Source organism: Streptomyces sp. JN8, assembly GCF_055808075.1.
The window spans coordinates 949,350-962,320 of record NZ_CM147852.1 but is presented as its reverse complement, the minus strand read 5'-3'; the positions used below and the strand labels follow the sequence as shown (position 1 = coordinate 962,320).

Annotated in this window: 8 protein-coding genes; 2 read left to right on the top strand and 6 right to left on the bottom strand. The window is 73.7% G+C overall.

Annotated features, from left to right (window positions below; genetic code table 11):
• Positions 1–193: 193 nt before the first annotated feature.
• Positions 194–1,486 (bottom strand): amidohydrolase family protein, encoded by a 1,293-nt coding sequence (locus ACY0MR_RS04165; RefSeq protein ID WP_473559165.1) that lies wholly within the window; start codon positions 1,484–1,486, stop codon positions 194–196.
• A 241-nt stretch (positions 1,487–1,727) separates the two neighbouring features.
• Positions 1,728–2,357: a GntR family transcriptional regulator gene (locus ACY0MR_RS04160; RefSeq protein WP_473561684.1), complete on the bottom strand. Its 630-nt coding sequence runs from the start codon at positions 2,355–2,357 to the stop codon at positions 1,728–1,730.
• A gap of 303 nt (positions 2,358–2,660) precedes the next feature.
• On the opposite strand from ACY0MR_RS04160, the gene ACY0MR_RS04155 reads away from it, so the two are divergent.
• The gene (locus ACY0MR_RS04155; protein ID WP_388794742.1) at positions 2,661–4,394 is read left to right on the top strand and encodes a BCCT family transporter; all 1,734 of its coding nucleotides are present in this window, start codon (positions 2,661–2,663) and stop codon (positions 4,392–4,394) included.
• A 15-nt stretch (positions 4,395–4,409) separates the two neighbouring features.
• Here ACY0MR_RS04155 and ACY0MR_RS04150 read toward each other — a convergent pair whose 3' ends face one another.
• The 3 genes from ACY0MR_RS04150 to ACY0MR_RS04140 form a co-directional block, all read right to left on the bottom strand.
• Entirely contained in the window at positions 4,410–5,705 is a 1,296-nt protein-coding gene (locus tag ACY0MR_RS04150) for a sugar ABC transporter permease (protein ID WP_361854266.1), read from the bottom strand.
• Positions 5,702–6,487, bottom strand: coding sequence for an ATP-binding cassette domain-containing protein (locus tag ACY0MR_RS04145; protein WP_361854269.1), 786 nt, complete (start codon positions 6,485–6,487; stop codon positions 5,702–5,704). The genes ACY0MR_RS04150 and ACY0MR_RS04145 overlap by 4 nt, the downstream gene beginning before the upstream one ends.
• A gap of 162 nt (positions 6,488–6,649) precedes the next feature.
• Positions 6,650–7,741: a sugar ABC transporter substrate-binding protein gene (locus ACY0MR_RS04140; protein WP_388794735.1), complete on the bottom strand. Its 1,092-nt coding sequence runs from the start codon at positions 7,739–7,741 to the stop codon at positions 6,650–6,652.
• A 251-nt stretch (positions 7,742–7,992) separates the two neighbouring features.
• On the opposite strand from ACY0MR_RS04140, the gene ACY0MR_RS04135 reads away from it, so the two are divergent.
• Entirely contained in the window at positions 7,993–8,757 is a 765-nt protein-coding gene (locus ACY0MR_RS04135) for an ankyrin repeat domain-containing protein (protein ID WP_473559162.1), read from the top strand.
• Positions 8,758–8,781: 24 nt separating this feature from the next.
• Here ACY0MR_RS04135 and ACY0MR_RS04130 read toward each other — a convergent pair whose 3' ends face one another.
• The gene (locus ACY0MR_RS04130; protein ID WP_473559160.1) at positions 8,782–12,936 is read right to left on the bottom strand and encodes a molybdopterin-dependent oxidoreductase; all 4,155 of its coding nucleotides are present in this window, start codon (positions 12,934–12,936) and stop codon (positions 8,782–8,784) included.
• Positions 12,937–12,971 lie beyond the last annotated feature (35 nt).

The following is a 12,971-nucleotide window of genomic DNA, read 5'->3' as shown; positions in this document are numbered from 1 at the left end:
GCGCCGGCGGAGGGTGCGGAGGAGGGCGGGGACGCCGGGGTGGACCAGGACTGCATGGGATCTCCTTCTCGGGAACGGGGTGCTGCGCGTGCTACGGGCGCCGCGGGCGCCGTGACGGGCGCCGCGGGGCGGGGCGGAGGGTGGCGAGGGGGCGCGGTGGGCGGCCGGGTCGTACGCGAGGGGCGGGCCGGTCTCAGGCCGCGACGCCCGCCCGTACCACCGTCACGGGCCGCTTGAGGACCGACAGGTCGGCGAGCGGGTCGCCCGACAGCAGCAGGGCGTCGCCCGCGAAGCCGCGGGTGAGCCGCCCCACCGAGCCGCCGAGGCCCAGCAGACGGGCCGCGCCCGTCGTCGCCGTGCGGATCGCGTCGAGCGGCGACAGCCCCGCGGAATGCATCAGTTCGACCTCGCCGCCGATCGGGTCCACCGTTCCGCCGGAGGAGTCGGTGCCCGCCGCCAGCGGCACGCCCAGTTCGTGGGCGGCGAGGACCGCGCGCTTCAGGACCGGCAGATAGGTGCGGCCGCGCTCGGCGAGGACCGGGTCGGGGGACTCCGCGAGGCCGGCGATGGCGGTGAGGGTCGGGGTGAAGTACGTTCCCCGGCGCCGCATCTCGCGCAGGGTGCGCTCGCCGACGAACGCGCCGTGCTCCAGGGAGCGGATGCCCGCCATGACGGCGTCGTGGCAGCCCTGCTCGCTGTAGCTGTGGCAGAGGACGCCGCGACCGCCCCGGCGGGCCGCCGCGACGATCTCGGCGAGCTGCTCGCGCGAGTAGACCTGGGCGAGCGGGTCCTGCTCCGGGAGCCCGGCGCGCTCGTTGACCCGGGTCTTGACGACGTCCGCGCCCCGCGCGAGGTTCACCTCCACGACCCGTCGGAGCGCCTCCGCCGAGCGCACCCCGCCCTTGAGGCGGGCCAGCGGAGTCAGGTCCGGGTCGGCGAGCACGGTGTCGCCGAGGTCCGGGGTGACGAACACTCCGGCGGCCCGCAGCCGCGGCGCGAGGGCGGGGCTGTGCCGGGCGAGTTCGCGGACGGCGATGTCCTGGTAGAACGAGGTCGATCCGCTGCGCGCGCTCGTCGCGCCCCGGAGGACCGCGTCGCGCGCCTCCGCCGCGGTGCTGAGGTGGATGTGGGCGTCCACCAGGCCCGGCAGGATCCAGCGGCCGTGCGCGTCGAGCGTCCCGACGCCCTGCGGCACGGTGACGGTGCCCCGGCGGCCCGCCGCCCGGACGGTGCCGTCCTCGATGACGACGACGGCGTCCTCGGTGACCTCGCCGGTCGCCGGGTCCAGGAGGGTGCCGCCCCGGATCACCAGGTGACCGGCGCGTGCCGGGGTGCCGGGGGTCCGGCGCCCCGAACCGGAGGCGGGGCCGTCGGCGGCGGTCGCCCGCCCCGCCGCGGCCACGGTGCCGGCGAGGGCGGCCGCTCCGGCGAGGACGCCGCGGCGGGTCACGGCGGGGGAGGGCGGGGGGATGGCTTCGACGCACATGGGTGCTCCTTGGGGGAGTGGTCGAGGGCTTCCCCGTTTTGTATACCAAGCCGAAGGCGGCGGACAAGGGAGGGGGGTGAAGGAATCGGAGACACGCATTCCATGCGGCTTTCGTCCCGGTTCAGGGTGTCAGGGATGCGCGACCGGGCAGTCCTGGTATACGAATGGAGGGAAGGGTGCTACTCCGCCGACCGCCGCGCCGCCTACCGTCGCGCCCGACCGCCGCGCGCCGACCGCCCCCTCAGGCGTCGCCGAACAGGGACCGCAGGGCGACCGCCCGGCTGTCCCGCACGTGGAGCAGCGTGCTCGCCGCGGCCGCCTCGGCGTCCCCGGCGGCGATGTGCCGGTACATCTCGGCGTGCTGGGCCCTCATGTGCGCCGGCTCCTCGCGCAGGCCGAACACCAGGCGCAGCTGCCAGCTGAGCTGCTCCATGGTGCGGGCCAGCAGCGGGTTGCCCGCCATGGCGACCATGCTCTCGTGGAAGGCGGTGTGGGCGGCCACCTCCCGCGTCGCCTCGTCCGCGGCGGCCGCCCGCTCGGCCTGGTGCAGCGCCGCCTCCAGGGTGGCGAGCCCCTCGGTGTCGCCCGCCGCGCGCGCCCGCGCCGCGAGCCGGGACGCCTGGACGGTGAGCGGCTCCCAGACCTCGTACAGGTGCTCCACGTCGGCGCGTTCGAGCCGGCGGACGCGGACCCCGCTGTGCGGGAGCAGCTCCAGGAGGCCCTCGGAGACCAGGGCGCGCAGCGCCTCGCGCACCGGCACGCGCGACATGCCGAGCTCCTCCGCGACCTCGCGCTCCACCAGACGGGCGCCCTGGGCGTACCGCCGGTCCACGATGCGCTGGAGGACCGCCTCACGCGCGCGCCTGCCCATCGGGACCCCGGCCTTGTCGCCGGCCCCGCCGTCCGGGGTCGCGGCCGTCGCGTCGGCCCGTCGTCCGTCCGTCACCCGTGCCGCCCTCTTCCCTGCTCCGCCGTGCCCGCCCGTCCCCGCGCGCGGGGTGTCCGGGGCGAGGATACGACGCTTCGGAGCCGCCCCCGGCGGCGCGCGCCGCTCACCGGCCGGGCCGTCGGGGTCTGTTGGTCCCCGCTGTTCGGCCCCGGCTGTGGTACTGCCTTACAGAGACATCGTCAGGTTTGGGCTGAAATGCCGCTCTTCCCGTGAAAGGTGTGATCTGTGTCGCAGGAAGACCAGGAGCCGGACGGCCGCCGAACAGGCGCCGAGCCGGGCGGACGGGAGACGTTGCCGGTGACGGCCGACATCCCGGGCCACCCCTCCGAACACCAGCGCGCCCGTACCGACCGGATCGTGTTCGGTGTCACCGCCGTCCTGACCGTGGCGTTCGTCGTCTGGGGCGCCACCGCCACCGACAGTCTGGAGAGCGTGTCGAGCGACCTCCTCGACGGACTGATCCGCAACGGCGGCTGGGCGTTCATGCTCGCCGCGTCCGGCTTCGTCGTGTTCGCGCTCTGGCTGGCCGTCAGCCGGTACGGCCGGATCACGCTGGGCCAGGAGAGCGAGGGCCCGGAGTTCCGCACGGTGTCGTGGATCGCCATGATGTTCAGCGCCGGCATGGGCATCGGGCTGATGTTCTACGGCGTGAGCGAGCCGCTCGCCCACTACGGCACGCCGCCGCCCGGCACCCACCCCGTCGACTCGGCCGAGCGCATGCAGACCGCCATGGCCACCACGCTCTTCCACTGGACGCTCCATCCGTGGGCGATCTACGCGGTCGTCGGACTCGCCATCGCCTACTCCACGTTCCGCAAGCGGCGCCGGCAGACCATCAGCGCGGTGTTCGTCCCGCTGATGGGCGAGCGGGCGGCGTACGGCGGTCCCGGCCGGGTCATCGACATCCTCGCCATCTTCGCCACCCTGTTCGGCTCCGCCGCCTCGCTCGGTCTGGGCGCGCTCCAGATCGGCAGCGGCTTCGAGGAACTGAACTGGATGGAGAAGACCGGCACCGGACTGCTCGTCGCCATCATCGCCGTCCTGACCGTGGCCTTCGTCTTCTCCGCCATCTCCGGGGTGGAGAAGGGCATCCAGTGGCTCTCCAACATCAACATGGTGCTCGCCGCGGTGCTCGCCGTCTTCGTCTTCATCGCGGGCCCCACCATCATCGTGCTCGACCTGCTGCCGACCTCGATCGCCGCCTACATCGACGACCTCCCGCAGCTCGCCGGCCGGACGGAGGCGACCAGCGGGGCCGAGATCCACGACTGGCTGGGCAGCTGGACCGTCTTCTACTGGGCCTGGTGGATCTCCTGGACGCCCTTCGTCGGCATGTTCATCGCCCGGATCAGCCGCGGCCGCACCATCCGCCAGTTCGTCGGCGGGGTCATCCTGGTGCCCAGCACCGTCAGCCTCGTGTGGTTCGCCATCTTCGGCGGCACGGCGATGAAGCTGAGCGAACAGGGCGACCTGGCGGGCGAGACGACGCCGGAGGGGCAGCTCTTCGGCGTGCTCCAGCAGTTCCCGATCACCGGCACGATGAGCCTGCTCGTGATGATCCTCGTCGGGATCTTCTTCGTGTCCGGCGCGGACGCCGCGTCGATCGTCATGGGCACGCTCTCCCAGCGGGGCGCGTTCGAACCGACCCGCCCCGTGGTGGTGTTCTGGGGCGTGGTGACCGGCGCGGTCGCCGCCATCATGCTCCTCATCGGCGACGGCCAGGGCGACGCCCTCGCGGGCCTGCAGAACCTCACGATCCTGGTCGCGGCCCCGTTCGTGCTCGTGATGATCGGCATGTGCGTGGCGCTGATGCGGGACCTCCGCAAGGACCCGCTGATCGTCCGCGGCGAGGTCGGCACCGAGGTCGTCGAACTCGCCGTGATCGCCGGCCACGAGCAGTACGACGGCGACTTCGAACTCCGCATCGGCCCCGGCGGCCAGGACTCCGACACGCCCTGAGCCGCTCCGGCGCGCTCACGCCCTGCCCGCCGCCTTCTGGGTGCGGCGGGACAGGGAGTCGACCACCACCGCGGCCAGCAGCACCGCGCCCGTGATCATGAACTGGACGGCGTTGCTCACGCCCATGATGTTCATGCCCGACTGGATGGAGCCGATCACCAGGGCGCCGAGCAGCGCCGACCACACCGTGCCGCGGCCGCCGAAGAGGCTCGTACCGCCGATGACGGCCGCGGCGATCACGTTCATCAGCAGGTTCCCGCCGCCGGAGGTCTGGCTCGCGGACTGGATCTGCCCGGCGAGGAAGAGGCCGCCGACCGCCGCCATGGTCCCGGCGATCGAGAAGACCGTCATCCGGATGAACGGCACGCTGATGCCCGCCCTGCGCGCACCCTCGATGTTCCCGCCGACCGCGAAGATCCGGCGGCCGTACGTGGTGCGCCGCAGCACGAAGTCCAGCACCACCAGCAGGACCAGGAAGATCAGCAGCGCGAGCGGCAGCCCCTGGTACTGGTTGAGGATGTACGCGGTGGCGAAGGCGAGCGCGGCGATGACGACGGTCCGCAGCACGATCTCGGAGAGCGGCCGGAACGGCACCCGGGCCGCCCGGCGCCGCTGGGCGTCCAGCAGCGAGGCCGCCAGGAACAGTCCGACCCCCACCGCCGCCGCCACGTACGCGGCGGCCGGGCTGTGGTAGATCGTCGAGTACAGCTTGGAGACGATGCTCTCGCTGGGGATGTTCACCGTGCCGCTGGTGCCGAGGACCTGGAGCATGAGCCCGTTCCAGGCGAGGTTGCCCGCCAGGGTCACCACGAACGCCGGCACCCCCACCTTCGCGAAGAAGAACCCCTGGATGAGCCCGACCGCCGCGCCGCCCGCGATCGCGACGAGCAGCGCGAGCCACTCGTTCATGCCGTTCAGGACGTTGAGCACGGCGAAGATCGCGGCGCACAGACCGCTGACCGAGCCGACGGAGAGGTCGATCTCGCCCAGCAGGAGGACGAAGACGATCCCGACGGCGATCATGCCCGTGCCGACGATCTGCTGACTGAGGTCGGACAGGTTCTGCGCCGACAGGAACGTGCTGTTCAGACTGCCGAACACGGTCCAGATGATGATGACGGCGAGCACGACGGGCAGCGAGCCCAGTTCGCCGCTGCGCATCCTGCGCCGGAACTCGCCGAGGTACCCCTTGATGCCCTCCTCGCGGACGAGGAGCCGGGTGTCGACGGCGGGCACGGCACCGGGCGCCGGTTCCTGGCTGCCCGCGTCGGGGGAACCGCCGGAGGGGTCGCGGCCACGGTCGCGTCTCATCGCTCCTCCTCCTGCTCCCGCTTGCGCGCCTGACGGCGGGTGACGGCGCTGTCGGTGGCCCCCGTGATCGCGGAGATGATCTCCTCGGTGGTGGTCGAGCGCTTGTCGAAGAAGCCGTTGTTGCGGCCGAGGCGCATCACCGCGATGCGGTCGGCGACCGCCATCACGTCCACCATGTTGTGGCTGATCAGAATGGTGCCGAGGCCCTGCTCACGGAGCCGTTCGACGAGGTCGAGCACTTCGGCCGTCTGCTCCACCCCCAGGGCGGCGGTGGGCTCGTCCAGGATGACGACCTTCGGCGCGCCGATCAGCGAGCGGGCGATCGCGACCGTCTGCCGCTGACCGCCGGAGAGGGAGGCCACGGGGATGCGGACGCTCGGGATGCGGATGGACAGGGTGTCAAGGAGTTCACGCGCCCGCTGGTCCATGCGGACCTCGTCGAGCACGCCGAACCGCCGCAGCTCCCGGCCGAGGAACAGGTTGGCGACCACGTCGAGGTTGTCGCACAGCGCCAGGTCCTGGTAGACGGTGGCGATCCCGAGGTTCTGGGCGTCGTGCGGCCGGCTGATGGAGACCGGCCGCCCCTCCCAGGTGATGACGCCCTCGTCGGGCGGGTTCACCCCGGCGATCGACTTGACCGCGGTCGACTTGCCGGCGCCGTTGTCGCCGACCAGCGCGACCACCTCACCGGGATGGACGTCCAGGTCGAAGTCCTTCAGGGCCTGGACCGCGCCGAACCGCTTGGAGATCCCCCGAAGGGAGAGCACGGGTGGCTCCGGCAAGGGAACCGCCTCCTCCGCTCGCCCGGCCGCGCGGACCGCCCCGCCCCGCGGGGCGGAGGGACCGCGCGCCGGGATGGAACGCCCGGGACCGGAGGGTCCGGGACGGACCTGCCGTGCGCCCGGGCGGAAAGCTGCGCGCCGGGACGGAATCGCCGCGCGCGGCTACTGGAGACCGGCTTCCTTGCAGGCGGCGGCGTACGTCGGGGTGCAGATCTCCTGCACCGTGTACAGGCCGTCCTTGACGACGGTGTCCTTGATGTTGGTCTTGTCGACCACGACCGGCGTCAGCAGGTTGGCCGGGACCTTCTGGCCGCTGCCGCTGGTGACGGTGGTGGGGACCAGGTCGGCCGGCAGGGGCTTGCCCTCGGCGAAGTCGACCGCCATCGTGGCGGCGATGTCCGCCTCCGGCTTGTACGGCTTCATGACCGTGATCGTCTGGGTGCCCAGCAGGATCCGCTGGATCGCGTCGAGCTGGGCGTCCTGGCCGGTCAGCGGCACGTTCATGCCCGCCGCCTTCAGGGCGGTCGCGATGCCCGCGGCCAGTCCGTCGTTGGCCGAGTAGACACCGACGATCTTGTCCTTGCCCAGGGCGCTGATCGCGCCGGACATCTGCTGGTTGGCGTTGTTCGGGTCCCAGTTCGGTGTGTCGTACTCCTTGCCGATCTTCACCTTGCCGTCCAGGACCGAGTGCGCGCCGGCCTTGAACTCCGCCGCGTTCGGGTCCGTCGGCGACCCGTTGTGCATCACGATCTCGCCTGTCCCGGCCTTGTCGCCGAGGGCGTCGAGGAGCGCCTGGCCCTGCAGTTCGCCCACCTTGCGGTTGTCGTACGAGACGTACGAGTCGACCGGGCCCTGCGCGAGGCGGTCGTAGGCGACGACCTTCACGCCCGCGTCGTGGGCCTTCTGCACGGACGACTGGATCGACTTGGCGTCCACGGCGTCCAGGATGAGGACCTTGTCGCCCTTGGCGAGCGCCGTGTTCACCTGCTGCTGCTGGGTCGTCGCGCTCTCGGCGGCGTTGTAGTAGTCGATCTGGGCGTCCGGTGCCAGTTCCTTGATCTTGGCTTCGATGTACGGCCGGTCGAACTTCTCGTACCGCGTGGTCTTGCTCTCCGGCAGCAGCAGACCGATCCGCACGTCCTGCCGCTGCGCCGACGCCGCGCCGGGCTGGGCCGCCCCGCTGGTCGCCACCGCGCCCAGACAGAGGGCGGTGGCCCCGGCGAGGGCTATCGCACCCCGCAATCTACGGGTCATGGGAGGCTCCTTCCGTACTCCGCCCTCCCGCCGCCTGATGAGCACGGGACGGAGGATGCACATGTGGCCTATATATCGACATTAGCGTCAAGCTGGGGTCCGGCAAGCGGGTGAAGCCCCACCGCTCCCGGCCCGAGCGGCGACCGCACCGCGCTCCGGCCGGGCCCCGGGCCCGGCCGGATCACTGCGAGTGCCGTGCCCGCCCCGCCCCGTCCTCGCGGGCCGCCCCCGGCATGCGGCATCCTGGCGGCATGCCGACCCCGCAGACCCTCAGCTCCCGGGACCCGCTGGCCGCAGCCGTCACCGAGGCCGTCGTCACCGGCGACCTCGCCACCCTGCGGGCGCTGCTCGCCGCGCATCCCGGACTCGCCACCGCGCGGATCGCCGAGGACCGCGCGGGCTGGGGCCCCGGCGAACGGAGCCTGCTGCACATCGCCGCCGACTGGCCCGGCCACCGGCCGCGCGGCCCGGAGACCGTCGCCCTCCTCGTCGAGGCCGGCGCGGATCCGGACGCCCGTTTCGCGGGCGCCCACCGGGAGACCCCTCTGCACTGGGCGGCGAGCAACGACGACGTGCCCATGATCGACGCGCTCCTCGCCGCCGGAGCCGACATCGAGGCCGACGGAGCGGTCGTCGCCGACGGAACCCCGCTGACCGACGCCCGCGCCTTCGGACAGTGGCGCGCGGCCCGCAGACTGCTCGAACACGGCGCCCGCCCCACCTTCCAGGACGCCGCGACCCTCGGCCTTCTCGACCTGGTGGAGGCCGGTCTCGCCGTCCGCCCCGCCCCCTCGCCCGACGAGATCGACGCTGCCTTCTGGGGCGCCTGCCAGGGCGACCGGCCCGATGTCGCCGCCCGCCTCCTCGACGCCGGCGCGGACATCGACCGGATCGGCTGGGACGGCCTCACTCCGCTCGACGTCGCCCGCGCCGAGAACGCCGGGGAGACCACCGCCTGGCTGCTGGCGCGAGGCGCCCGGACGGCCGCGCAGCGGGCGGCGGCGGACGGCGCCTGAGCACCGGGACCGGCGCCCAGGGCGTCAGTACACGTCCCGCACGTACCGCCGGTCGGCGGCCAGCCGCTTGACGTACGCCCCCGCCTCCGCCGCGTCCATGCCCCCGTGCGCGACGGCGATGTCGCGGAGCGCGCGGTCCACGTCCTTCGCCATCCGGGCCGCGTCGCCGCAGACGTAGAAGTGGGCGCCGGACCGGAGCCAGGACCAGAGCTGCGGTCCGTGCTCCCGCATCCGGTCCTGCACGTAGACCTTGGCGCGCTGGTCCCGGGAGAAGGCGGTGTCGAGGCGGTCGAGCGTGCCGTCGGCCAGCAGGGCGGTGAGCTCCTCCTCGTAGTAGAAGTCCGTGGCCCGGTGCTGCTCGCCGAAGAAGAGCCAGTTCGGGGCCCGGTGGCCGAGCGCGCGGCGCTCGTCGAGGAAGCCGAGGAAGGGCGCCACACCGGTGCCGGGACCCACCATCACCATCGGCGTCGACGGGTCGGCGGGCGGCCGGAAGTGCGGGGCGCGCCGGACGTGCACGGGGACCGGAGCACCGGAGTCGGCGTCCGCCAGGAACTGCGAGCAGACGCCCTTGCGGGGACGCCCGCGGCGGTTCTCGTAGCGGACCACCGAGACGGTGACGGACACCCGGTGCGGGTCGGTGAGCGGACTGGAGGAGATCGAGTACAGCCGGGGCGCGAGCCGCCCCAGGACCTCGGCCCACTCCTGCGCGCCGGCGCGGACGGGGTGTTCGGCGAGGACGTCCACGGCCTGCCGGCCCCAGGCCCAGCGGGCGAGCCCGTCCTTGTTGTCGGGCCGCAGGAGCCGCTTGAGCTCGCGGTCGCCGGTCCGCTCGGTGACGAAGGCGAGGAGGGCGGGCGTGGCACGGGTGATGTCGAGGTGGCGGTGGAGCGCCTCGCCGAAGGCGACCGTCCCCCGGTCGCGCAGGTCCACCGGGGACTCCGCGTCGAGACCGGTGACGGCCAGCCATTCGGCCACCAGATCCGGGCAGTTGACGGGCTGCACGCCGAGCGCGTCCCCGCTCTCGTACCCGAGGGGCGCCCCGTGCTCCCGGGTGTCGAAGGTGAACCGCCGGACCTCCTTGCCCGCGCCCGGCAGGCTGAGCAGCCGGTTCCCGACGAGGCGGGCGGGGGTGGTCGCCGGGCCGGACCGCCGGGGAGCGGCGGACGGCGGTACGGCCCCCGGGGAGCCGGCGGACCGGGCGGGCGCCGGCGGCCCCTGCTCGCCCGCGAGCCCGGCCAGGACCTGGTCGAGCCAGGCCAGGGCGGAGGCCTCGTAGTCGGGTTCGCAGTCGGTACGCGGTGCCAGGCGGACGCCGCCCAGCTCGTCCAGCCGCCGGTCGAGGCGCCGCCCGTGCCCGCAGAAGTCGCCGTACGAGGAGTCCCCGAGGGCCAGGACGGCGAAGCGGCGGCCGTCGAGGCGCGGCGTGTCGGGGGCGGTCAGCGCGTCCCAGAACCCGGAGCCGTTGTCCGGCGCGTCGCCGTCCCCGAAGGTGCTGGTGATCAGCAGCAGGTCGGCGGCGGGCGGCAGCGCCCCGAGGGCGGTCCCGTCCATGCCCGCGAGCGCGGCCCGGTGGCCGGCCGAGACGAGCCGCTCGGCGGCGGCCGCCGCGAAGTCCTCGGCGTTGCCGGTCTGCGAGGCCCACAGGACGACGACCTCCCGGCCCGCCGCGGCGACTGCGCCGACGGCGGGTGCGGTCGACGGCACGCGGGAGTACAGGCCGGCCAGCACCCCGTTCGCCCACCGGGCGCGGTCCTCGCGGAAGGGCGCGTCGGCCGGCAGCACCGGCACCCCGGGCGCGCCCGACTCCAGCCCGGCGAGGAAGCCGACGAGGTACTGCCGCTCCTCGGCGGAGAGGACGGGCGGCGGGGCGGTGCCGAGGCCGAAGGCGGCCGCGGGCCCGGGCGGCAGGGCGCCGCTCGGGAGGGCCGTCGGCGGCGCCGCGGGGGCCTCTCGGGCGACCGGCGCGGGCAGCGCGGCCCGGACCCGGACCGGGGCCGCCACCCGCGTCAGGGCCACCGCGCACACCTTGAGCTCGGGCTGGAAGGAGAGCGGGTCGACGGCGTCCTGGGTGACGGCGTTGACGCAGAGGTCCTCGCCGAAGAGGTCGTTCCAGTGGAACGGCGCGAAGCAGCTGCCCGGCGCCACGCGGTCGGTGACCACGGCGGGCAGGACGGCCTTCCCGCGCCGCGAGACGATCTCCACCGCGTCGCCCTCCGCGATCCCGAGCCGCGCGGCGTCCCCGGGATGCAGCTCGACGAACGGCGCCGGGTTCAGCCGGTTCAGCCGGGCGACCCTGCCGGTCTTGGTGAGGGTGTGCCACTGGTGCTGGAGCCGGCCGGTGTTGAGGACGAACGGGAAGAGGTCGTCCGGCATCTCGGCCGGGTCGACGTGCGGACGGGCGTGGAAGACGGCCCGGCCGCTCGGGGTCGGGAACACCGGTCCCGTGCCGGGCCCGCCGCCGTTCCCCCCGACGTACCTGATCGGGTTCCGTGCGGGGCCTCCGCTCGCGGCCGGCCACTGGACGGGGGTGCCGCGCAGCCGCTCGTACGACACCCCGCTCAGGTCGTAGCCGGTCCTCGGGTTCCCGGCGCGCCGGATCTCCTCGAAGACCTCCTCGGCGCTGTCGTACGAGAACGCCTTCTCGTAGCCCATCGCGCAGGCGATGCGGGCGATGATCCGCCAGTCGGGGAGCGCCTCCCCGGGCGGGTCGACGGCGGCCCGGGTGAGGGTGAGGCCGCGCTCGCTGTTGATCAGGACGCCCTCGGTCTCGGTCCACAGGGCGGCGGGCAGCACCACGTCCGCGTGGGCGTTGGTCTCGGTGTCGGCGAACGCGTCCTGGGTGACGACGAGTTCGGCGGCCCGCAGGCCCTCGACGACGGTGGCGCGGTTGCCGACGGAGGCGACCGGGTTGGTGCAGATGATCCAGCAGGCCTTGATCTCGCCGTCCGCCATGCGCCGGAAGAGGTCGACGGTGCCCTGACCCGAGCCGTCCTCGCGGATCGTGCCGGGCGGGAGGTCCCAGAGCTCCTCGGTGAAGGCGCGGTCCTCGGCCACCAGGACCGAGCGCTGGCCGGGGAGGCCGGGGCCCATGTAGCCCATCTCGCGGCCGCCCATCGCGTTGGGCTGGCCGGTCAGCGAGAAGGGGCCCGACCCGGGACGGCAGATCGCACCGGTCGCCAGGTGCAGGTTGACCAGGGCGTTGGTGTTCCAGGTGCCGTGGGTCGACTGGTTCAGCCCCATGGTCCAGCAGCTGGTCCATTCGCCCGCCGCGCCGATCCACTCGGCGGCGGTGCGGAGGTCGGCCTCGGGTATGCCGGTGACGCGGGCGACGGCGGCCGGCGGGTAGTCGGCGAGGAACGCGGGCATCGCCTCCCAGCCCTCGGTGTGCGCGGCGATGAACGCGGGGTCGGTGCGGCCGTTCTCGTGCAGCAGGTGCAGGAGCCCGTTGAGCAGGGCGAGGTCGGTGCCGGGCCGGACGCGCAGGAACAGGTCCGCCTTCTCGGCGGTGGCGGTGCGGCGCGGGTCGACGACGATCAGCTTCGCGCCGGCCTTGACCCGCTCCATCAGGCGGAGGAACAGGACGGGGTGGCAGTCGGCCATGTTGGAGCCGATGACGAGGAAGACGTCGGCCAGGTCGAGGTCGTCGTACGAGCCGGGCGGGCCGTCGGCCCCCAGGGACAGCTTGTAGCCGGTGCCGGCGCTCGCCATGCAGAGCCGCGAGTTGGACTCGATCCGGTGGGTGCCGATGAACCCCTTGGCCAGCTTGTTGGCGAGGTACTGGGCCTCCAGGCTCATCTGGCCGGACACGTACAGCGCGAAGGCGTCGGGCCCGTGCTCGTCGACGATCGCCCGCAGCCGGCGGGCGGTCTCGACGAGGGTCCGCTCGGTGTCGGCGGGTACGGGGTCGGCACCGCGCTCCTCGCGGACGAGCGCGGTGGTCAGCCGTCCGGGGGCGGCGAGCAGGTCGGCGGTCGTGGCGCCCTTGGTGCACAGGCGTCCGCGGTTGGCGGGGTGGTCCGGGTCGCCGCTCGCCCTGAGGACGGTGCGGCGTCCGTCGGGTCCGGCGCCGATGTCGAGGAGCAGGCCGCACCCCACGCCGCAGTACGAGCAGACGGTCCGGATCCGGTCGGGCGTACCTGCCGTACCGCCCCCGGGGGTCGGCGTGTCCTGTCGGGTCACCGGGGCGCCTCTCTGTGGAACCGTTCGAGCCCCGA

What these genes read in the sequence shown, in the direction of transcription:
- ACY0MR_RS04135 (WP_473559162.1), top strand. Translation starts at nt 7,993, where the DNA reads ATGCCGACCCCGCAGACCCTCAGCTCCCGGGACCCGCTGGCCGCAGCC.
- ACY0MR_RS04160 (WP_473561684.1), bottom strand. Translation starts at nt 2,357, where the DNA reads ATGGGCAGGCGCGCGCGTGAGGCGGTCCTCCAGCGCATCGTGGACCGG.
- ACY0MR_RS04140 (WP_388794735.1), bottom strand. Translation starts at nt 7,741, where the DNA reads ATGACCCGTAGATTGCGGGGTGCGATAGCCCTCGCCGGGGCCACCGCC.
- ACY0MR_RS04150 (WP_361854266.1), bottom strand. Translation starts at nt 5,705, where the DNA reads ATGAGACGCGACCGTGGCCGCGACCCCTCCGGCGGTTCCCCCGACGCG.
- ACY0MR_RS04165 (WP_473559165.1), bottom strand. Translation starts at nt 1,486, where the DNA reads ATGTGCGTCGAAGCCATCCCCCCGCCCTCCCCCGCCGTGACCCGCCGC.